Here is a 22,173-nt window from a genome sequence, read left to right on the forward strand (position 1 = left end):
ATTATCCACTCACAATATATCTTTAAATCATCTAATAATAAATATGTCAAAAAAAAATGCTGTTCGCCAGCCCACAGTAAAATGACTTGTTGTGTTTCTTGTAATGCAAAGGTAATTATTCCTTACTTAAACAATAATCAACATGCTGACTGCCCTCGTTGCAACCATACACTTGCTTCTAGTGAACGATGGGAACTACATCGATGTGCTATGATTGCATATTCTATTTTGATCTTACTACCGTTTGCTTTAAATTATCCTTTATTAAGTATTAATTTATTGGGTGTAGAAATCAATGCTTCTGTTTGGCAAGGCATATGGAAGATGGCAACTCAAGGCTACTCCTATACTGCATTTTTAATTTTTCTGTGTGCTGTATTTATGCCGATTGCTTTCTCTATTTTGGTGATCTTGCTACATTTTTCTCAAATATTAAATATAAAACCAGGCAATCTCTTACTTTCACTTAGCTACATCAAACCGTGGGTAATGTTTGACGTATACTTAGTTGCTCTTGCTGTAACTATGTTTAAGATTAGAGAATATGCCTCTTTACAATTAGATATTTATTTAATTGCTTTTATCTTTACCGCACTTTTGACTACGCTACTGTTTATCAAAATAAACGTAGATGCATTATGGGAAGATTTCTATCCTGAACATACTTCATTTTTTCCAATATCGTCGAAAGTACAACTACAAGTATGCACTGCGTGCCAATATAGTTTTTCTGAACCAATACAAGATAATAAAGGATATATCTATTGCCCTCGCTGTTATAGTCGAGTTACTTCTTCTAAAATAAGTCTTCAGCGTACTTGGGCTACATTAATTACTGCTATGTTCATGCTTATCCCTGCAAATATACTACCAATGTCAATAGTTTATTTTAACGGCGTTGCTACTGCCGATACATTAATGTCTGGCGTACTTGCCTTTATAGATGCGAAAAGTTATGCTATCGCCTTTATTGTGTTTATGGCGAGCATTTTTATCCCGATCTGTAAGATTGCAGTGCTACTGTATTTACTATGTTGCATCCATTTCAAATGGACACATTCAATTAAGAGACAAATGAAATTATTACATTTCATTCATTTTGTTGGTCGATGGTCTATGTTAGATCTTTTTGTTCTTGCCTTAATGATGTCTTTAGTAACAAGAGGACAACTTATTGATTTTTCTGTAGGTCCTGCCGCTTTTTACTTTGGTGCAGCTGTATTTTTAAGCATGATTTCAACATCACTATTTGATAGTCGTTTACTTTGGAAAATTTATGACAAACACTAACAATAATTCTATTAAGAAAAAATACCAAAATATAACTGCAATAACTCGCCTCAATAAGAAGATTTCACCTTTTTGGCTGTTACCTTTTATTTCACTTTGCATTAGTGCGGTATTGTTTTTTCAAATTATACAAGAGCAAGGTACTAATATTAAAATCACATTTAATAACGGTGACGGCTTAGTTGCTGGGAAAACTCAAATTCGTTACCAAGGTCTACAAATTGGCGTTGTAAAAAAAGTGAGTTTCACTGACGATTTAAAAAAAGTTAATGTAGAAGCAAATATTTATCCTGAAGCAAAAAAAATATTACATAAAAATACAAAATTTTGGATCGTTCGTCCAAGTGCCTCTATCGCAGGTATTTCTGGACTTGATACGCTGGTGTCAGGTAATTATATTACATTACAACCTGGTGATGGAGAAATAGAGGACACATTTGTCGGAGAAGATAAAAGTCCAATCACTAAAGTTAATGAAGGTGATTTACTAATTCATTTAGTTGCTGATGAACTTGGTTCAATTGTGATCGGTTCTTCTATTTATTTTAAAGAAATCCCCGTTGGAAAAATCTATGATTATCATCTCAGCAATGAAAAAAATAAAATCGAAATTGATGTAGTGATAGATAAAGCCTACGCTCAATTTGTTAAACAAGATAGTCGCTTTTGGAATATTAGTGGTATTAGTGCAGACATTGGATTATCTGGCATAAATGTTGATATTGCTAGTTTAGGTGCAATTGTACAAGGAGCTGTCGCTTTTGATTCACCAGAAAACAGTTTACCTGCCGAAGAAAAAGCTCGTTATAAACTTTATGCTGATTTAGACTCAGCAAAACGAAACACAGAAATTGCTATCACACTTACTGATATAACGGGGCTTAATGCAGGAAAAACTGCCGTTTATGTCCATGATAATCAGATTGGCGTCTTGTCATCTTTAAAACCTGTACAAAATAAAGAAAATCTATTTCAAGGTACTTTGTTAGTAAATTCTGATGCAGCTGAGCTGTTTAAAGCTAATACGAATATAGTATTACGCAATAAAAAACCTAATTTAGGCGATCTCTCTGATATTCAAAAAATCTTGCGAGGAAAATATTTTGATATATTACCAGGAACAGGGGATAAAACGAATCATTTTAACGTGATTAAAGAAAATGAAATATTGCTCAAACAGCCTAATACTATGGTGTTAGAATTAACCGCACCTGAAAGTTATGGTATTACTGAGGGACAACAAATCTATTACAACAATTTAGTTATTGGCGATATTATTACTAAAATAGAAGAACCAAATGACGTGCGATTTAAAATTGCTATTGCTGCTCCTTTTCGTCACTTAATTCGTCCTGATACGCTTTTCATCGCAGCCTCTAATTTCGAAGTAAACCTTACTGCTGAAGGATTAAATTTTGAAGCTGCTACGCCTGAAAAATGGCTATTAGGCGGAATTCGTGTAATTTCTGGCTACAGATCAGGAAAACCATTAACGAGTTATCCTCTTTATAGTAATTTAAGTAATGCGGAAGCGGGTATAACCCAAGTTCAAAACATACCTAGTATTACTCTAAAAGCAACGCAACTAAGTGGTATTAGTAAAAATTCAACCTTGCTTTATCACCAATATGAGGTTGGTAAGATTTTAGATATTCGTCCAAAACATAATATTTTTGAAGTTGACGTATTTGTCTACCCTAAATACCGTCATCTGTTAACTAATAAAAGTTTGTTTTGGTTAGAGAGTGCCACTAAAGTTAACATCAATTCACAAGGTGTGAATCTCGAAGCATCGCCACTTTCAAGAGTACTAAAAGGTGCAATCAGTTTTGATAATAGTGGCTCAGGTAATGATCATAATCTGTATCCTAATCAATTTTTAGCCAAATCTGCTAAACAAGTCATTATGTTAGAAGCTAAAAGTGCGGTCAATTTAAGTGAAGGAATGCCACTTAGATACAAGGGACTAAAAATAGGTGAAGTAAGTAACATCAAACTTTCAAATAAAAATGGAATTAGCATTAAAGCTATCATTGATCCTAAATATATCACGACAATTGCTAGAGAAGGGAGCAAATTCTCCGTGATCTCGCCACAAGTCTCTGCGGGAAGTATTGAACATTTAGATACTCTACTACAACCCTATATTGACATTAACATTGGTAATGGAAAGCCTACGCATAATTTCAAACTTGAACAACAGCTTGCAACAGCTACTCGATATGCCGATGGTTTTCCATTAATATTGGAAGCCACTAATGCGATGAATATCAGTGAGAATGCTCCTGTGTTATATCGAGGTCTAGAAGTGGGTACAATTAAAAAATTAGAATTAAACAAATTAGGTGATCGTGTTCTTATCCATATTTTAATAGACCAACAATACAAAAATCTTGTTCGACAAAATTCCGAATTCTGGATTTCTTCAGGCTATGGTATGGAAGTAGGATTTAGTGGCGTATCTATTAATACAGGGACAATGCAACAACTACTAAAAGGAGGGATTAGTTTTTCAACTCCATCAAGTAAAGTAATCCAACCTATAGCAAAAGCACACCAACGCTTCCTACTGCAAATAAAGCGTCCTAATGAAGCTGAGAGTTGGAATTCTGGTGTGCTAAATAATGCAACTGAAAGCAAAAAATTATAAAAAATAGACCGCTCTTTATATTACCTAACTTAAAATAGATAGCCCGTCTGTCTAGTTAGGTAATATAAAATTAAATTGTTGTCATGTGCAATTTCTTGTTTTTTTTGCTAAACTTGAGCAAAAATTTTACTTAAATAATCAATCACTTTACATTATGACCAATAATTATTCTGCTCATGAAATAACTGTTTTAAAAGATTTAGAACCTGTTCAACTACGCCCTGGCATGTACACTGATACAACTCGCCCAAACCATTTAGGACAAGAAGTGATCGATAATAGTGTAGATGAAGCTCTCGCAGGATTTGCTAATAAAATTCAAGTGATTTTACATCAAGATCAATCCTTAGAAGTCATTGATGATGGACGAGGTATGCCTGTAGATATTCATCCAATAGAAAAAATTTCAGGTGTAGAAGTCATCTTAACTAAACTCCATGCTGGAGGTAAATTTTCTAACAAAAATTATGAATTTGCAGGTGGACTACATGGTGTAGGAATCTCCGTAGTAAATGCCTTATCTGAACGGGTTGATGTCACAATTAAACGCAATGGTGAAATTCATTATATAGCTTTTGAAAATGGAATAAAAGTAAAGGAACTCGAAGTAATTGGTACATGTGGACGACGTAATACGGGGACAACAGTTCGTTTTAAACCAAATAAAAAATATTTTGATAGTAGCAATTTTTCTATCAGTCGTTTACGTCATTTATTACGAGCTAAAGCTGTATTATGTTCAGGATTAGAAATTAAGTTCATTGATAAAATTAACAATAATGAAGAAACTTGGTTATATCAAGACGGTTTATCTGATTATTTAACAGAAGCAGTACAAGGCTACACAACTTTACCAACAAAACCATTTGTTGGTGATATTAAAACAGAAAAAGAAACCGCTAGTTGGGCAATTTTGTGGCTACCAGAAGGAGGTGAATTACTCGGTGAGAGTTACGTAAATTTAATTCCAACTATACAAGGTGGTACACACGTTAATGGCTTACGGCAAGGGCTATTAGATGCTATGCGAGAATTTTGTGAATTTCGCAATTTATTACCTCGTGGAATAAAACTAGCAGCGGAAGATATTTGGGATCATTGTGCTTATGTTCTTTCGATAAAAATGCAGGATCCTCAATTTGCAGGACAAACTAAAGAACGTTTATCTTCACGACAAAGTGCGGTATTTGTAGGAGGAGTAATCAAAGATGCCTTCAGCTTATGGCTTAACCACAACATACAAGAAGCTGAGGATTTAGCAAAGTTAGCTATCAGTTCTGCAGAACGCCGTTTACGAGCTGCAAAGAAAGTCGTTAGAAAAAAATTAGTCAACGGTCCAGCTTTACCTGGTAAATTAGCCGATTGCAGCCAACAAGATCTAACGCGAACTGAACTATTCCTAGTAGAAGGGGACTCTGCTGGAGGCTCTGCTAAACAAGCTAGAGATCGAGAATACCAAGCCATTCTACCTCTACGGGGAAAAATTTTAAACACCTGGGAAGTATCTTCTGATCAAGTATTAGCCTCAGAAGAAGTACATAATATAGCCGTTGCGTTAGGCATCGATCCTGATAGCAATGATTTATCCCAACTGCGTTACGGTAAAGTATGTATTCTTGCCGATGCAGATTCAGACGGCTTGCATATCGCAACTTTACTATGTGCTTTATTTTTACGTCATTTTCCAATATTGGTACAAAAAGGACATGTGTATGTGGCTATGCCTCCGCTCTATCGTATTGATCTAGGTAATGATGTATTTTATGCTCTTGATGAAGGTGAAAAGCAAGGCATTTTAGATCGATTAAAAAATAAAAAAGGCAAAATCAACGTTCAACGTTTTAAAGGATTAGGTGAAATGAATCCAAGTCAGTTGCGAGAAACGACAATGGATCCCAATACTCGCCGTTTAGTGCAATTAACTTATCGCTCTAGTGATGAAGACAATCAAAATACATTAGAATTAATGGATATGTTATTAGCAAAAAAACGTTCAGAAGATCGTAAAAATTGGTTACAAGCAAATGGTAATCACGCAAATCTTGCAGTATAGATATACTAAAAGTGCGGTCAATTTTTTTAAAATTTTACTTCATAAAATCAATAAAAAATAAATTAACATAACATGAATAATCGAATTAATTATGAAGGCATTGAACAAATGCCACTGCGACAATTTACAGAAAATGCCTACTTAAATTATTCCATGTATGTCATCATGGATCGTGCCTTGCCTTTTATTGGTGATGGCTTAAAACCTGTACAAAGACGAATTATTTATTCAATGTCTGAATTAGGTTTAAATGCAACAGCAAAATACAAAAAATCTGCTCGTACTGTTGGAGATGTATTGGGGAAATTTCACCCTCATGGAGATACTGCGTGCTATGAGGCTATGGTACTAATGGCTCAACCTTTTTCTTACCGTTATCCATTGATCGATGGTCAAGGAAACTGGGGGGCAACAGATGATCCAAAATCTTTTGCGGCAATGCGTTATACAGAATCACGCTTGTCAAAATTTTCTGAACTTTTACTAGCAGAACTAGGGGCAGGTACAGTAAATTTCCAACCAAATTTCGATGGTACATTATCAGAGCCTCAATATTTGCCAGCTCGATTACCACATATTTTGCTCAATGGTACAACGGGAATTGCCGTTGGAATGGCTACTGATATTCCTCCACATAATTTAAATGAAGTTGCTCAAGCTGCAATAATGCTATTGGATAACCCTCAAGCAACTCTTGATGAGTTAATGACTGTCGTGCAAGGACCTGACTATCCAACAGAAGCAGAGATCATTTCATCAAAAACTGATATTCAAAAAATTTATCAGCAAGGACGTGGCTCAATCAAGATGCGAGCCGCATGGAAAAAAGAAGATGGCGAAATTATCATTACTGCTGTACCTCATCAATCTTCACCATCTAAAATCGTGCAGCAAATTGCAGATCAAATGACTGCTAAAAAACTACCTATAGTAGACGATGTACGTGATGAGGCAGATCATCAAAACCCTGTACGAATTGTCATCACTCCTCGTTCTAATCGAGTTGATATTGATACTTTAATGGGGCATTTATTCGCCACAACTGATTTAGAAAAAAGTTATCGAGTGAATATGAATATGATTGGCTTAGATAACAAACCAGCAGTTAAAGGTTTAATACAGATTTTGACAGAATGGCTGACTTTCCGTCGAAATACTGTCATTCGCCGTTTGCGTTATCGTTTAGATAAGGTATTAAACCGATTGCATATTTTACAAGGCTTGATGATCGCTTTTTTAAATATTGACGAAGTCATCATGATCATTCGCCATGAAGATAAACCAAAAGCTGAGCTGATTTCTCGTTTTAACTTAACAGACGAACAAGCTGAAACCATCTTGAATTTACGTTTACGTCAACTAGCAAAATTAGAAGAGCATGAATTACAAGCAGAACAAAATCAATTAGAACAAGAACGCCAACAACTTGAAAATTTACTTAACTCTGATCGCCGTTTAAATAATCTAATTAAAAAAGAAATTCAACAAGATGCTAAAACTTATAGTTCACCACGCTTATCACCGATTATTGAACGTAGCGAAGCTAAAGCAATTTCTGAAAGCGAAATGATCCCAGTTGAGCCTGTTACAGTAATTTTATCAGAGATGGGTTGGGTACGCTGTGCTAAAGGACATGATATTGATCCAAAAGGGCTAAATTACAAATCGGGAGATAAATATCTAACTCATGCTTGTGGAAAAAGTAATCAACCAGCGGTATTTATCGATAGCACGGGACGGAGTTATGCCCTTGACCCAACTTCTTTACCATCAGCTCGTTCGCAAGGTGAACCACTTACAGGGAAATTGACTTTACCAGCAGGTGCCACAATAACACAACTGTTAATGCAAACAGAAGATCAACTTTTACTAATGGCATCAGATGCAGGATACGGATTTATTTGCAAATTTAGTGATTTGATTACTCGCAACAAAGCAGGTAAAACATTAATCTCATTACCTGAAAATGCTCAAGTACTACCGCCATTAGTAATTGAAACATCTAAACTTTTAGTTGCCTTAACTTCTGCAGGACGAATGCTCATATTTCCAGTACAAGATCTACCAGAACTTTCTAAAGGTAAAGGTAATAAAATTATTAATATTCCTACAACAAATGCTAAAGAGCGGTTGGAATTATTAACAAAATTAATGCTAATTAGTGAAAATGCTAGTTTAGTATTCCATGTAGGCAAGCGAAAAATCACGCTAAAACCTGAAAATTTACAAAAATTCCGAGCAGAACGAGGACGTAAAGGTACAACATTACCAAGGGGTTTACATAGTCAAGCAAAAATTGAGATTATTGAACCAGAGAAATAATATATCGACTGATAAAATCGTATAAAAAAAGAAGCACTGTTTACAGTGCTTCTTTTTTTATACCATGATTTCATTAAGATGACCAAGAAAATATCAATCTATCCCCTATATAAAAACATCTTTTAGCATACAAATAACCATAACAATTTTCATCATCTTCCAATTTTTTAGCTAAGATTTCTAAACACCGACGCAATTGCTCTACTTCTACAGGCGAAATTGCATAAAAATAGCGTTCATTTTCTTCATTTAGTCGAAAATCGATACTTTTAACTCGTCCTACATTGGGCGTGCTATATTGCTTTATATATTGTAAAACCAAATCAATCTTTGGATTAGCTCGTGCTTTCTGCTCAGTTATTTTAGCTTTTTCTTCTGCTTTAATGTCTTTAGGTGATTTACCATATTGATTATCACCTTCTGTTGGTTTAGCAAACACAAAATAAAGCCATGCAAAAGGAATTAGAACAGTCCAACACCAATTAGGACTTTTACCTATATCTCTTAAACGACCACGAGTAAGATACATCATGATAGAAACGTGTAAAACTAAGAAGACTATTGTAAATGTAAATAACGTTATTGCAGTATAATATCCATCATCATAATAATAATGAGTGCTACTTTCAATTGCCTTACTTATCATTGTCAAAGAAATGTTCATTAAAAAAAACGTTAATAAGCTATAACCAAAATAATTTAATCTCGATCTACGCACAATTTTCTCCTAGAAATATGTTATTTTAATTATCAGATAGGATTGTTATTTCCCTGTCAAGGGAAATAACACAGAGTGTACACTCTGAAAAAATTGTATGCTCTTTATCATTCTACTTATAAACAAAAGATGTTACTTGACAAATACTTTTTTATAATCTTCCTCATCAAAACCAATCAATGCTATATTGTCTTGTAAAATAATTGGTCGTTTAATTAGTGTTGGGTGAGTTTTAAGTAGTGAAAGTGCGGTAGATTTTGATAAATTTTCTTTTGTTTCAATATCTAAATTACGCCAAGTAGTACTACGTTTGTTGACCAACTTTTCCCAGCCAAAAACAGATTCAGCTAATAATAACCAGCAATCATCTAAACTATCGATGCGAAAATCATGTAACTGACAACAAATTCGATGATCTTCTAACCATTTCAATGCTTTTTTAACACTATCGCAATTTTTAATCCCATAAACTGTGATCATTACGTTTTTCCTTTTAAATTCAGCTTAAAGAAACTCAACTTATCTATAACAGATTAATAAACAACCATTCTTTGAGGACGAATAAGATTTTGTTCAATTATCGCTACGCCAAGAAATAAATTTTGTTCAGAAAACAATCTAACTTGTCCTTGTAGTGCAGTCATATTTTCAAATTTAACTCGCTGTCCAAATCCTACTGCTTTAGTCTGTGCAGAAGTTAGCTGCAATTTAGGTAAAATTTTGACCGCACTATCTATAGGTAACAGTAAGTTATCTAGCAGTTCTAGATCATTTTGTTCCGCCAATTGTTGCAAATCAGCAAGACTTACCATTGCTGTAGTCGGATAATTTGCTACGGCTATTCTTCGTAGCATAGTAACATGTCCCCCACAGCCTAATATTTCACCTAAATCATCAATTAATGTACGAATATATGTTCCTTTTGAACAATGAACTTCAAGCGTTAAGTAAGGAGCTTGATAATGAATAAATTTTAATTCATAAATAGAAATAGGACGAGCTTGTCGCTCGACTACAATACCTGCTCGAGCGTATTCGTAAAGGGGTTTACCTTGATATTTTAATGCGGAAAACATGGTTGGCACTTGTAGAATATCGCCACGAAAAGACTCAAGTGCGGTCATAATTTGCGGAATTTCTACTTTTACGTCTCGTTCATCGACTACTTGTCCATCAGCATCTGATGTGTCCGTTCTTTCCCCTAATTTAGCTGTTACTAAATATCGCTTATCAGAATCTAACAAAAATTGTGAAAATTTCGTTGCCTCTCCCAAACATATCGGTAGCATTCCTGTAGCAAGAGGGTCTAATGCTCCTGTATGCCCTGCTTTATTTGCTTGAAATATACGTTTAACTTGTTGCATTACTGCGTTAGAACTAACCCCTTGCGGTTTATCCAACAAAAATACACCGTGAATGTCTCGACCTTTTTTACGTGGTTTACTCATAGTTAATCTTCTATGTGATGTTTTTCATCTTCACGTACAACGTTAGTAACTAGATTTGACATACGCATTCCTTCAATCAAAGATTGATCATAAATAAAACGCAATTCAGGAACGATACGCAATCGCATACTTTTTGCCAACAAAGAACGAATATAAGGGGAAGCTTTATGTAGTCCTTCCATACCACTTTTAACAGCACTTTCATCATGATCGAACAAAAATGTGACAAACACTTTAGCATAAGCTAAATCTTTTGATACTTCTACATCAGACACAGTCACCATACCAATGCGAGGGTCTTTCACTTCTCGCTGCAAAATGATTGCTATTTCTTTTTGTAATTCTTGTGCGACACGATCTGCACGTTTAAATTCTCTCGCCATAGCATTCTCCATCAATATTTACACCCAAAATCTAAATAACGATTTAATAATTATTATTTTCTTAATTAATCAAAACCTGATTGATGATAGTGTAAAACCTTTTTTTCCGCAAGAAAAAGAAAATAAACCATACAGTTAGGAAATAAAAATATGTAGAGTTGAAATAAAAAATTTAATTCACCAAAAAAACTAAGCGTTATTACTTATAAATAGTTAGACAATTTAATTAAAAAATGATAAAAACAAGAAAATTGTAACTATATGAGACATACATGAGTTTATTTTTTATTATTCATTTTATAGAAATAATAAGCACGGTGATGATCTATGCATTAGTTGCTTATTTTTTCCTTTTTAGAAAGAATTTCGAAATGACTCTTTTATCATCTTTCCTTGCTGGTGCGGTACTTATAATACCAAATATACTCATATTATTTGCTTTCTTATTTCGGTTATACCTTACTTAAGGAGTATCTAATGTCATTTTATTTTGCTTTTCGTTTAGTTGAGGCTATAGGATTCACTCTTGTTTACGGAGCGATTGCGTACTTTTTCCTGTTCGAAAAGAAATTAAAAATCACATTAAAATCTTCTCTTCTACTTGGTATCTTAATCATGGTAGTGAAATATCTATCTGTTCTTTGGTGGCCATTGTTGTAATATAGTCATTGATAACAGGGGAAAAGTGCGGTTTGAAATTATAGGGAAATTCAAAGAAATAACATCACGTTTTCGTTCCGAAACCATTTTTTAACATATTGAATTTATTAAAAATAAATTTATGAAAAACCGCATAATAACGGAACGAAAACACATAGCCAACCCTTAAAAATAAAAGATTAGTTAGATTTTTTAATTAAATCCAAAAATAACCTCATCACTGCTGTATTATCGGTCAATTCAGGATGAAATGAACAAGCAACTAAATTTTTTTGTTTTGCTAATACTACATTTCCATTAAATTCAGCTAATACCTCCACTTCGCTTTTCTGCTCTGTACTTAAATTAACCTTTTCAATTATAGGTGCTCGAATAAATATCGCAGGGAAAGAATCAATCAATCCCTTAATTTTCAAATCGACCTGAAAACTTTCAACTTGTCGCCCAAAAGCATTACGTTGCACGCGAATATCCATTAGTTGTAAATGAGGTTGTTCTGCTCCAGCTAACTCTTTTGCTAATAAAATCATACCTGCACAAGTACCCAAAATAGGTTTTTGCTGAGAAGAAAAATCACGAATTGCTTCAATAAAACCACATTGTCGCATTAAATGACCTATTGCTGTACTTTCCCCTCCTGGTAAAATTAAAGCATCTAATTCAGACAATTGGGAAGTTTTCTTTACAGCAACTCCCCTCGCTCCTAACTGTGCAATTTGTTGCAAATGTTCAGTTACAGCACCTTGTAGAGCTAATACGCCTATTTTATAAGAAGAATAATCTTGCATATTACCAACCACGCTCTTGCATTCTATCTGCTGGAGTTAATAAATTAATGTCCAACCCTTTCATTGGTTCTCCTAGCTCTTCTGATAAACGAGCAATAAGATCATAATCTTGATAATGAGTAGTAGCTTGCACAATAGCTTTAGCAAATTTTTCTGGATTCTCCGCTTTAAAAATACCTGAACCAACAAACACACCATCAGCCCCAAGTTCCATCATTAATGCAGCATCCGCAGGTGTTGCAACGCCACCAGCGGCAAAATTTACTACAGGTAATTTGCCTAATAATTTAATTTGTCTCAATAGTTCAAAAGGTGCGGCAAGATTTTTAGCTTCAGTCATTAATTCATCATTTGTCATTGCAACAATTTTACGTAATTGAGCATTTACTTTCCGCATATGTCGAACCGCTTCTACAATATTACCAGTACCAGGCTCACCTTTAGTACGTAACATTGATGCCCCTTCGCCAATACGACGTAATGCTTCACCTAAATCTCGACAACCACAAACAAAAGGAACGGTGAAATCACTTTTTAATAAATGAAATTCTTCATCGGCAGGAGTTAACACCTCACTTTCATCTATATAATCTACTCCCATTGATTCCAATACTCGAGCTTCCGTAATATGACCAATGCGTACTTTACCCATTACAGGAATGGATACTGCATTCATTATCTCTTTGACTAATTTAGGATTTGCCATTCGAGCAACGCCACCAGCTGCTCGAATATCTGATGGAACACGCTCTAATGCCATCACTGCAACAGCACCTGCTGCTTCAGCAACACGAGCCTGCTCTGCATTAACAACATCCATAATAACTCCGCCTTTTTGCATTTGAGCCATACCACGTTTTACCACATCTGAACCCAATAATTTACTCATTTTTTCCTCCTTTGTTGGTCAATTATTTATTCGGCGGTCATTTTGTGCTATTTTAAGCATGATTAAAAGTGTCAAAATTGATAATATTAATGGGGTCAGAATGAAGAAATTGAATTATCATTTAGATAAAAACATACAAACTCCTCTTTATCTACAACTCTATCAGCAAATTAAACTAGCAATTTGTCAACAAAAACTAATCTATGGTGAGGCTCTACCATCAAAAAATAAATTAAAAGATTACTTAAAAATTAGTCGCAATACGGTAGAAGGTGCTTATAATCAACTAAGTGCTGAAGGATACATTCAATCTAAGCCTCGAAAAGGTTTTTTTGTCTGTTTTAAAATTGATCAGCATATTCAATTACATAAAAAAGTAAAAAAACTACCGCACTTACTTTCTAATAAATCTATTAAATTTGATTTAAATCCTCACAAAATAGATAGCCGTCGATTTCCTTTTCAAGCTTGGAAAAAGTGCGGTCGGCTTTGCTATAATTCTTCAAAGCGAGAACTATTACATTTAGGTGATCCAAAAGGAGATTTAAATTTGCGTCTTGAAATTGCAAATTATCTCTCCGCCTCTAGAGGGGTCAATTGTGTCGCTGAACAAATTATTATTGCAGCAGGAGTAGAAAGTTGCTTACAGCAGTTGATTTTACTATTTAATCAAATTGATCCTAAACAGCATTTTATCTATGCAATGGAAAGTTTAGGTTATGAAAAAGTAGAAAAGTTATTACATTTACATGATAAACCCGTAGTAAAACTTCCAATCAATTCCTCTGAGCAAGGAATAAATTTAGCTTTTTTAGAACAACAACGAGTGAATGTTGCCTATCTAACACCCTCACATTTATATCCATTTGGGCAAGTAATGTCAATTAGCCAACGTCACCAATTACTCGAATGGGCAAACGCAGCTCCAAATCGATATATTATAGAAGATGATTATGATAGTGAATTTCGCTACAAAGGTAAGCCAATTCCCTCACTACAAAGTTTAGATTTCCATGAACGTGTCATTTATTTTGGTTCTTTTTCTAAATTAATTATGCCTGTTTTAAGGACAAGTTTTATGGTCTTACCTGAAAATTTATTGCAACAATATGAAAAATACTGCAATTTTTCTCATTCAACGGTTTCCCGCTTTGAGCAACAACGATTAGCTAATTTTATGCAACAAGGGGAATTTGAAAGGCACATTCACCGAATGCGTACCGCTTATCGGCGAAAAATGGAGCTACTTTGTAGTTTACTACACCCCTATAAAAATGAGATTAGTTACTATGGTGAACATTCGGGCGTTTATTTATTAATTGAACTCTTAGATGAACATCGAACTTCTACAGAATTAAGTCAAATCGCATTACAAAATGACATTCAAGTTTACCCTATAGAATATTCAAGCCGACATTTATTTGTATTAGGCTTTGGCGATTTAACTGAAACAGAATTAGAAAGTGCGGTAAAAAAATTATTAATTATTTGGGGATATGAGGTTTGAAGCAAATATTACATAGTATTTTATAGATTTTATTTTTCAGTTTATAACCCCAAACAGTGTAAAACTTGACACACTTTTATCTATTGGGTTCTATCGATTGCTCACTAATTTTAACTGATAGTTCCGTGAGATGTTGCCAAATATCAGTGATAAATTCTTGTTTGATGAGGCGTTCAATTTCCGCCATTTGTTGAATATATTGGTAAAGTTGACGAAAACTCATGCGTCGGATAGCCTGAGTATACAAACTACGACGATTTTGCCAGATCTTTAATTGATCAAACCGCTGGCGAAGATCCGTTGTCAATAATAAAGAATCAATGTTTGTGATTCGTTGTGGCTGAGTCAATTTTAATATAATCAATAACTCACGTTGTAGAGTTCGTAACAAAATAATCGGTTGTATTTCGTCCGCTCGCAAGCCATTTATAATGTGTTGTACTCGGTGCGTTTTTCCCTCTAATATTGCATCAATCCATTGAAATACGGTAAATATTGAAGACTGTTCAATATTTTTTTTAACTCGATTAAATGTTAATTTATTATCAGGATACAGTAATGAAAGCTGCTGTAAAGTCTGTTTCAACGCAAGTAAATTATTTTCATAGTTATAACAAAGTAGCTTGACTGCATCTTCTTCAATATTTAAATTCATCGATTTTGCTCGATTCAAAATCCATCGAGGCAATTGTTCAATTGTAGGCGTTTGGCAATTTACACTAACTAATCTTGGCTCATAATATTTTGCTTCAATAAACCAATCTTGGTTTTCTATTGTTTTAGTCAATTTAGGAATTTGTAAAATCAATAGAATATCATCATGTAAGTATTTAATAAGTTCACATAGACTTTTTTGTATAAGTGCGGTGAGATTTTCGGGTAAATTTAAAATAATGATTTGGCGACGAGAAAAGAGTCCGAAAGACTGTAATCTCTCAAATAAATCATTCCAGTTAGTTGAATTATCAATATCGATTTCGAATTTTTCATCAAATCCCTGTCGCATAGCCGTATGGCAAATCAGATCTTTACTTTCAATCAGTAATAAGTGGTCGCCTCCCAGCAAATAATAGAGTTTTGCTAAGCTATTACTAAGGGATTGAGGCAATTGCTCCGTAAAAATACGGTTCATTATTTAACCAACTCACGATTAAAACTAATCATTTTCGTGATTAGTTGACGAGCGGCTTGTTCATACATGTCATGCCAAATGACCTCTTTTTCTGTCGATTTTGCTAATGCTGCTCGAGAGTTATCAAAAAAAGTGCGGTTTACCGCTGCTTTAATTGGGTATACTTTTTGATCAGATAGCTTGAGTGTAGCTTCAACTTCGATAATTAATATTTTTTCAGCTTCCCTTCCACTTTTAAAAATAGAAGCTACTTGATCATTTGTTATAGTTTTATTGATACGCAACACTGGTATAGTTTGACTATCTTCAACTAACTTCACGCCATTTTCTTGCAATTGTTTACGCATCGCCGTCACTATTGGACTGTAAGTATCTTGGCTTTCTAAATGTAACCTTTTTAGTTGAGACGGGATCAATTCTCCATGTTGAAAATGAAAACCACAGCCTACCACTAAAAAAAGTGCGGTAGAAATTAAGATCATTTTTATTGTATTTAGCATAAAATCTCCCAACGATCTGAAAATATAGTAAAAATCAACGCAGATAGTTTACATCTGCGTTGATTTCGTTATTTAGCGACAAAACTCAACAATTTACCTGGTACATAAATCACTTTCTGCACCGTTAAGTTTTCTAAAAACTTCGCTACGTTGTTATCAGCTAAAGCAACTTGTTTAATTTGCTCTTCTGTCATATTTGCTGGTACAGTAATTTTCGCTCTGACTTTTCCATTTACTTGTATTACGACTAATTTTTCATCATCAATCATTGCTTTTTCATCGGCTTCTACCCAAGGAGCAAAATCAATAATGTTATCGTTACCTAATACTTGCCATAATTTAAAACAAATATGTGGTGTGATTGGATAAAGCATTCTGACTACCGCACTTAGTGCCTCAGCCATAACAGCACGATCTTGCTCTTCCGCTAATGGTGCTTTAGTTAGCTTATTCATTAATTCCATTATTGCAGCGATAGCGGTGTTAAAAGTTTGGCGACGCCCAATATCATCAGTTACTTTTGCTATGGTTTTGTGTATATCACGGCGTAACGATTTTTGATTGGTAGAAAGTGAAGTAGGATCTACCGCACTTTGAGCTGGATTTTGTACATATTCAAATACTAAATTCCATAAACGTCTTAAGAAACGATTAGCACCTTCAACGCCTGATTCTTGCCATTCCAAAGTCATTTCTGCTGGAGATGCAAACATCATGAATAATCGCACAGTATCTGCACCATATTTTTGTACCATTTCTTGCGGATCAATACCGTTATTTTTCGATTTTGACATTTTAGTCATGCCGCTATGCACTAGCTCATTTCCTTGATCGTCAACGGCTTTTATGATACGACCTTTTTCATCACGTTCTAATGTGACCTTTGTTGGAGAAACCCAAATGCGTTCATTGCTTGGGCTGGTGTAATAAAATGCATCGGCTAGCACCATACCTTGACAAAGTAATCTAGTAGCTGGCTCATCAGAATTCAAAATGCCTGCATCACGCAATAATTTATGGAAGAAACGGAAATATAATAAGTGCATCGTAGCATGTTCAATACCACCAATATATTGATCTACAGGTAACCAATAATTCGCTTCATCGCTATCTAACATGCCATCTTGATATTGTGGACAAGTATAACGAGCATAATACCAAGAAGATTCCATAAAGGTATCAAAAGTATCTGTTTCTTTTAAGGCAGGCTCACCCTTGTAAAGAGTTTTTGCCCAGTTTGGATCTGCTTTAATCGGGCTTTTGACACCATCCATCACAACATTTTCAGGTAATACAACAGGTAAATCTTCCATTGGAACAGGTACAACATCTCCATTTTCAAGGGTCAGCATTGGAATTGGTGCTCCCCAGTAACGTTGACGAGAAACGCCCCAATCACGCAAACGGTAATTTACTTGGCGTTTTCCTACTCCCATCTTTTCTAATTTATCGGCAATGCCGTTAAAAGCTGCTGTAAAATCTAAGCCATTGAATTCATCTGAATTAATATTCAGTCCATATTCGGTATAAGCTTTTTCTGAAATATCTAAAGACGAGCCATCCGCTGGCGTGATCACAGGATTGATCGGAAGTCCATATTTAGTAGCAAATTCATAATCACGTTGGTCATGAGCAGGCACAGCCATTACTGCACCCGTTCCGTAATGCATCAACACAAAATTAGCAACCCAAATAGGAATCAATTTACCTGTGATCGGATGAACGGCATTAATACCCGTTGGCATGCCTTTTTTCTCCATAGTTGCCAACTCTGCTTCAGCAACTTTAGTATTTTTGCACTCTTGAATAAATTTCGCTAAGTCAGGATTACTTTTTGCAGCATACTCTGCTAATGGATGCCCTGCTGCCACTGCCATATAGGAAACACCGTAAAAAGTGTCAGGGCGAGTCGTATAAACGCTTACAGTTTCATTGGAATTCTCAATATTAAAAGTAATTTCAACGCCTTCTGAACGACCAATCCAGTTTTTTTGCATTGTTTTTACAGTATCTGGCCATTGTGGTAGCTGATCCAACCCACCTAGTAATTGTTCTGCATAATCAGTAATTTTAATAAACCATTGTGGGATCTCACGTTGCTCTACAGGGCTATCACATCGCCAACAACAGCCTTCATGAACTTGTTCATTTGCTAATACCGTTTCATCGTTAGGACACCAGTTTACTGTTGAGGTTTTTTTATACACTAAACCTTTTTTATACAATTCTGTAAAAAACCATTGTTCCCACTTATAGTATTCAGGTCGGCAAGTCGTGACTTCACGATCCCAATCATAAGAAAAACCCAATATTTTCAATTGGTTTTTCATATATTCAATATTTTCATAAGTCCATTTAGCAGGTGCTGTGTTGTTTTTTACGGCAGCTCCTTCAGCAGGCAACCCAAAAGCGTCCCATCCCATTGGCTGTAATACGTTTTTTCCAATCATACGTTGGTAACGAGAAATTACATCACCAATAGTGTAGTTACGAACGTGTCCCATATGCAAACGCCCAGATGGATACGGTAACATTGAAAGACAATAATATTTTTCTTTGGAATTATCTTTAATAGCTTTAAATGTTTTATTTTCATGCCAATATTTTTGCACTTCCGCTTCAATAAGATCAGGGCGATATTGCTGTTGCATAATAGTACCTTTAATTAAAAAAATTGTTCAAAAAACACCGCACTTTTTACTTCGATAACTTAAAAGTCGGCTGAAAGTTTAATTGAAAAAACGCAATATAGAATACAGTAAAATAGGCTAAATTAACAGAACTTTAGAGAAATACCGCATTTTCCCTATAGCCCTGTTGTCAAAATCAAACGATCTATTTTTTTATGTTTAAACTGACTAATAATTAGCAAAATAAACACTAAACAGTATGAGGTAAAAACAATAATAAGCCACTGAGGCATGGAAAATCCTAAAAATGTCCAACTTATTTCAGAACAAATGCCGTATGGCTTAAATATTAATGGAAACCATTTATCTAGAGGTAAGACTTGTGGAAACTCTGCCATATAAGAACACTGATTCCATGGTGCAGGATTTAGCTGATAGTCGACATGCTTAACTGATAATAATACTCCTTTGACAGCACTAATTATGCCAATAATTAATGCTAGTGTACGAGTAATAAAGCACTTCGGTTCTATCAAACCAACAATAGCAGATAAAATAATGCCAAATAATGCAACACGTTCATAAACACACATGACACAAGGTGACAAGTTCATGCCATATTGGAAGAAAAGTGCAACACTCTCTAAAACTAATCCTGAGATTAGTAGCAGTATCCAGCCACCCCTATGTGTTGATAATCCTTTGAAGTAATTTAGCATTATTTTTCCTTTTAATTTTTATTAGTGCGGTAACGTGATTAGACCAAATTGAGTGAGAATCATCGTGCCAATTGGAAGTATATACTTCACTGCAATTAATCCAGTTACTGACAAAACAATTGTATAAGGCAATGCCATATAAACCATTTTACCATAAGATAAACGAATTAAAGGTGCTAGAGATGAAGTCAATAAAAATAAAAATGCTGCTTGACCATTCGGAGTCGCTACAGAAGGTAAATTAGTACCTGTATTAATCGCTACTGCTAACAATTCAAACTGATTGAGCGTAATAATACCCGCTTGTAATGCGGCTTTTGCTTCATTAATATAAACGGTTGCAACAAACACATTGTCTGAAATAGCGGATAATAATCCATTAAAAATATAGAACAGCACTAATTGGGAGCTTTCTGAGGCTGATAGCACATAGTGAATAATTGGTGCAAAGAGTTGTTGGTCAATAATAACCGCAACAATAGAAAAAAACACGACTAAAAGTGCAGTAAAAGGTAAAGATTCTTGGAACGCTTTGCCAATTGCATGTTCATCAGTAATGCCACAAAAAGAAGTACATAAAATTATTACACTTAATCCAATAATACCTACAGCAGCTAAATGGAATGCTAAACCAAAAACTAACCAAACACCAATTAACGCTTGAATACCTAGCTTAATACGGTCTTGTTTAGTCATTTTCATTTCACGGTTAGCATCATATTTTGCAAGTACACACCATACCTTACGTGGTAATTTTGCCCCATAGCCGAAAATATGGAATTTTTCTACGATAACACAAGTTAATATACCAAAAATCAGAGTAGGAATTGTAACTGGACTCATTCTAATAAAGAATTCACCAAATCCCCATTGAGCTTGCTCTGCAATAATCAAATTCTGTGGTTCTCCTACCATTGTTAATACACCACCTAGAGCAGTTCCCACACCTGAATGCATCATTAAGCTACGCAAAAAAGAACGAAATTCTTCTAAGGTTTTTTTATGTTGACTAACGTACTTATCATCACTAATGTCATCAGAATCTTCAAAATGTTTGCCTGATGCAACTTTATGGTACACGCCATAAAATCCAACTCCAACGCTAATAATTACAGCAACAACTGTTAAAGCGTCCAAAAAAGCGGATAAAAAAGCCGCACTTAAACAAAAAGCAAGCGATAAAACAATTTTAGAGCGAATTTGCAAAAGTAGTTTAGTGAATACAAATAAAAGAAGTTGCTTCATAAAATAAATACCAGCAACCATAAAAACTAGCAACAATATCACTTCAAAATTTGCCATTATTTCAGCTTTAACATGTTCAGGGTGAGTCATTCCTATGATAATAGCCTCAATAGCAAGTAATCCACCTGGTTGTAATGGATAGCATTTTAGTGCCATTGCTAGCGTAAAAATAAATTCAGCGACTAACACCCAACCAGCAATAAAAGGGCTGATTAAAAAAAATAAAATGGGATTAATGATTAGAAATCCGATAATCGATAACTTATACCAATCTGGGCTTGTCCCAAGAAAGTTTTTTAGGAATGCTTGAGAGTAATTCATAAGAGATTTTCCTTAGAGTTTAATTTTAAAATTTAAAATATGTTTGCAATTGTAATATATATGAGTTTCAAGGATAATAGCAAATATTAATTTTGTCATCTATGCTATGGAGAATAGCAATATTTATAGAATATTTGTATGAGTAACAATTATATTTTAAAAGCCCAAAGCCCTGCTGGTTTAGCAGAAGAATACATTGTTAAAAGCATTTATAGTAATTATTTTCCTGCTGGTTCTGATCTTCCTGCTGAGCGTGAATTAGCAGATAAAATAGGCGTCACTCGCACAACTTTACGTGAAGTATTGCAGCGACTAGCTCGCGATGGCTGGTTAAATATTCAGCACGGCAAACCTACAAAAGTTAATGATATTTGGCAAACTGCTGGTCCAAATATTATTAGCACCCTTATCCAATTGGATAAATCTATTTTGCCCACTATTATCACAAATGTTGTATCATTAAGAACAAAAATGGGAGAACATTATATTCCTGAAGCAATCCATATTGACTCACAAGCTTCGGCAAAATTATTTGAAAACCTACCGCACTTAGATGAAACGCCACAAGCTTATGCGGAATTTGATTATAATTTGTATCGCAACTTTACCTTCATTGCAAATAAACCTGTTTATGCTTTAATTTTAAATAGTTTCAAAAAACTCTATCACCAAGTTGCCTCACTGTTTTTTTCGGAAGAAGAATCTCGAAAAATCACATTAACGTTTTATCAAAACCTGTATGAGAGTTGTAAGTTAGGTGATGTAAAAAATGCGATAGAATGTTTAAACCAAAATCGTGAACACAGTGGTAATATTTGGAAAGCTATTTTGCACCATTTACCAGAAGACTTTAGCTAAAAATTATTTTACGAAATAAAATCGAAAATTAAACCCAACATAAAAGCTCCGCAATAGTAA

General features: G+C 34.5%; 18 protein-coding genes. 7 read left to right on the forward strand and 11 right to left on the reverse strand.

Going from position 1 to position 22,173, the window contains the following annotated elements; translation table 11 throughout:
• The first annotated feature begins 18 nt into the window (after positions 1-18).
• From ACFQ02_RS01340 to parC, 4 genes are all read left to right on the forward strand, one after another.
• The gene (locus ACFQ02_RS01340; protein ID WP_380818904.1) at positions 19-1,290 is read left to right on the forward strand and encodes a PqiA/YebS family transporter subunit; all 1,272 of its coding nucleotides are present in this window, start codon (positions 19-21) and stop codon (positions 1,288-1,290) included.
• The gene (locus ACFQ02_RS01345) at positions 1,277-3,940 is read left to right on the forward strand and encodes an MlaD family protein (protein WP_380818328.1); all 2,664 of its coding nucleotides are present in this window, start codon (positions 1,277-1,279) and stop codon (positions 3,938-3,940) included. Before ACFQ02_RS01340 ends, ACFQ02_RS01345 begins: the two co-directional genes overlap by 14 nt.
• Positions 3,941-4,094: 154 nt before the next feature.
• Positions 4,095-5,993, forward strand: coding sequence for a DNA topoisomerase IV subunit B (parE, locus tag ACFQ02_RS01350; RefSeq protein ID WP_380818330.1), 1,899 nt, complete (start codon positions 4,095-4,097; stop codon positions 5,991-5,993).
• 72 nt (positions 5,994-6,065) lie between these two features.
• Positions 6,066-8,315 (forward strand): DNA topoisomerase IV subunit A, encoded by a 2,250-nt coding sequence (parC, locus tag ACFQ02_RS01355; protein WP_380818332.1) that lies wholly within the window; start codon positions 6,066-6,068, stop codon positions 8,313-8,315.
• A 73-nt stretch (positions 8,316-8,388) separates the two neighbouring features.
• Here the strand turns inward: parC and ACFQ02_RS01360 are convergent, their stop codons facing one another.
• From ACFQ02_RS01360 to rbfA, 4 genes are all read right to left on the reverse strand, one after another.
• Positions 8,389-9,033, reverse strand: coding sequence for a DUF805 domain-containing protein (locus tag ACFQ02_RS01360; protein WP_380818334.1), 645 nt, complete (start codon positions 9,031-9,033; stop codon positions 8,389-8,391).
• Between the two features lie 132 nt (positions 9,034-9,165).
• A complete protein-coding gene (locus ACFQ02_RS01365) occupies positions 9,166-9,513 on the reverse strand; it encodes a Spx/MgsR family RNA polymerase-binding regulatory protein (RefSeq protein ID WP_380818335.1) in 348 nt (115 codons plus the stop codon).
• Between the two features lie 53 nt (positions 9,514-9,566).
• Complete coding sequence (truB, locus tag ACFQ02_RS01370; protein WP_380818338.1) at positions 9,567-10,481, reverse strand: tRNA pseudouridine(55) synthase TruB; 915 nt, start codon at positions 10,479-10,481, stop codon at positions 9,567-9,569.
• A 2-nt stretch (positions 10,482-10,483) separates the two neighbouring features.
• Positions 10,484-10,864: a 30S ribosome-binding factor RbfA gene (gene rbfA, locus ACFQ02_RS01375; protein WP_380818340.1), complete on the reverse strand. Its 381-nt coding sequence runs from the start codon at positions 10,862-10,864 to the stop codon at positions 10,484-10,486.
• Positions 10,865-11,341: 477 nt separating this feature from the next.
• Here rbfA and ACFQ02_RS01380 point away from each other — a divergent pair, with 477 nt between their 5' ends.
• Complete coding sequence (locus tag ACFQ02_RS01380; protein WP_380818343.1) at positions 11,342-11,524, forward strand: hypothetical protein; 183 nt, start codon at positions 11,342-11,344, stop codon at positions 11,522-11,524.
• 179 nt (positions 11,525-11,703) lie between these two features.
• On the opposite strand, the gene pdxT is transcribed toward ACFQ02_RS01380, so the two are convergent.
• A complete protein-coding gene (pdxT, locus tag ACFQ02_RS01385; RefSeq protein ID WP_380818346.1) occupies positions 11,704-12,312 on the reverse strand; it encodes a pyridoxal 5'-phosphate synthase glutaminase subunit PdxT in 609 nt (202 codons plus the stop codon).
• Between the two features lies 1 nt (position 12,313).
• The gene (gene pdxS, locus ACFQ02_RS01390) at positions 12,314-13,201 is read right to left on the reverse strand and encodes a pyridoxal 5'-phosphate synthase lyase subunit PdxS (protein WP_380818349.1); all 888 of its coding nucleotides are present in this window, start codon (positions 13,199-13,201) and stop codon (positions 12,314-12,316) included.
• A gap of 100 nt (positions 13,202-13,301) precedes the next feature.
• Between pdxS and pdxR the strand changes: the two genes are divergently transcribed.
• The gene (gene pdxR / locus ACFQ02_RS01395; protein ID WP_380818351.1) at positions 13,302-14,708 is read left to right on the forward strand and encodes a MocR-like pyridoxine biosynthesis transcription factor PdxR; all 1,407 of its coding nucleotides are present in this window, start codon (positions 13,302-13,304) and stop codon (positions 14,706-14,708) included.
• Positions 14,709-14,784: 76 nt separating this feature from the next.
• Here the strand turns inward: pdxR and holA are convergent, their stop codons facing one another.
• From holA to nhaB, 5 genes are all read right to left on the reverse strand, one after another.
• A complete protein-coding gene (gene holA / locus ACFQ02_RS01400) occupies positions 14,785-15,840 on the reverse strand; it encodes a DNA polymerase III subunit delta (RefSeq protein ID WP_380818354.1) in 1,056 nt (351 codons plus the stop codon).
• On the reverse strand, positions 15,840-16,340 hold the full coding sequence (locus ACFQ02_RS01405; RefSeq protein ID WP_380818357.1) for an LPS-assembly lipoprotein LptE: 501 nt from the start codon (positions 16,338-16,340) through the stop codon (positions 15,840-15,842). The genes holA and ACFQ02_RS01405 overlap by 1 nt, the downstream gene beginning before the upstream one ends.
• Positions 16,341-16,408: 68 nt before the next feature.
• The gene (gene leuS / locus ACFQ02_RS01410) at positions 16,409-18,991 is read right to left on the reverse strand and encodes a leucine--tRNA ligase (protein ID WP_380818358.1); all 2,583 of its coding nucleotides are present in this window, start codon (positions 18,989-18,991) and stop codon (positions 16,409-16,411) included.
• A gap of 155 nt (positions 18,992-19,146) precedes the next feature.
• Entirely contained in the window at positions 19,147-19,689 is a 543-nt protein-coding gene (dsbB, locus tag ACFQ02_RS01415; RefSeq protein ID WP_380818361.1) for a disulfide bond formation protein DsbB, read from the reverse strand.
• Between the two features lie 21 nt (positions 19,690-19,710).
• Positions 19,711-21,255, reverse strand: coding sequence for a Na(+)/H(+) antiporter NhaB (gene nhaB, locus ACFQ02_RS01420; RefSeq protein ID WP_380818365.1), 1,545 nt, complete (start codon positions 21,253-21,255; stop codon positions 19,711-19,713).
• Between the two features lie 138 nt (positions 21,256-21,393).
• On the opposite strand from nhaB, the gene fadR reads away from it, so the two are divergent.
• Positions 21,394-22,113: a fatty acid metabolism transcriptional regulator FadR gene (gene fadR, locus ACFQ02_RS01425; RefSeq protein ID WP_380818368.1), complete on the forward strand. Its 720-nt coding sequence runs from the start codon at positions 21,394-21,396 to the stop codon at positions 22,111-22,113.
• Positions 22,114-22,173 lie beyond the last annotated feature (60 nt).

It is taken from the genome of Seminibacterium arietis, from assembly GCF_042675725.1.
Taxonomy (GTDB): domain Bacteria; phylum Pseudomonadota; class Gammaproteobacteria; order Enterobacterales; family Pasteurellaceae; genus Seminibacterium; species Seminibacterium arietis.

Coding starts and splice junctions, on each gene's coding strand:
- ACFQ02_RS01380 (WP_380818343.1), top strand. CDS start 11,342: ATGTCATTTTATTTTGCTTTTCGTTTAGTTGAGGCTATAGGATTCACT.
- truB (WP_380818338.1), bottom strand. CDS start 10,481: ATGAGTAAACCACGTAAAAAAGGTCGAGACATTCACGGTGTATTTTTG.
- pdxT (WP_380818346.1), bottom strand. CDS start 12,312: ATGCAAGATTATTCTTCTTATAAAATAGGCGTATTAGCTCTACAAGGT.
- leuS (WP_380818358.1), bottom strand. CDS start 18,991: ATGCAACAGCAATATCGCCCTGATCTTATTGAAGCGGAAGTGCAAAAA.
- dsbB (WP_380818361.1), bottom strand. CDS start 19,689: ATGCTAAATTACTTCAAAGGATTATCAACACATAGGGGTGGCTGGATA.
- rbfA (WP_380818340.1), bottom strand. CDS start 10,864: ATGGCGAGAGAATTTAAACGTGCAGATCGTGTCGCACAAGAATTACAA.
- ACFQ02_RS01405 (WP_380818357.1), bottom strand. CDS start 16,340: ATGCTAAATACAATAAAAATGATCTTAATTTCTACCGCACTTTTTTTA.
- pdxS (WP_380818349.1), bottom strand. CDS start 13,201: ATGAGTAAATTATTGGGTTCAGATGTGGTAAAACGTGGTATGGCTCAA.
- pdxR (WP_380818351.1), top strand. CDS start 13,302: ATGAAGAAATTGAATTATCATTTAGATAAAAACATACAAACTCCTCTT.
- nhaB (WP_380818365.1), bottom strand. CDS start 21,255: ATGAATTACTCTCAAGCATTCCTAAAAAACTTTCTTGGGACAAGCCCA.
- holA (WP_380818354.1), bottom strand. CDS start 15,840: ATGAACCGTATTTTTACGGAGCAATTGCCTCAATCCCTTAGTAATAGC.
- fadR (WP_380818368.1), top strand. CDS start 21,394: ATGAGTAACAATTATATTTTAAAAGCCCAAAGCCCTGCTGGTTTAGCA.
- parC (WP_380818332.1), top strand. CDS start 6,066: ATGAATAATCGAATTAATTATGAAGGCATTGAACAAATGCCACTGCGA.
- ACFQ02_RS01345 (WP_380818328.1), top strand. CDS start 1,277: ATGACAAACACTAACAATAATTCTATTAAGAAAAAATACCAAAATATA.
- ACFQ02_RS01365 (WP_380818335.1), bottom strand. CDS start 9,513: ATGATCACAGTTTATGGGATTAAAAATTGCGATAGTGTTAAAAAAGCA.
- parE (WP_380818330.1), top strand. CDS start 4,095: ATGACCAATAATTATTCTGCTCATGAAATAACTGTTTTAAAAGATTTA.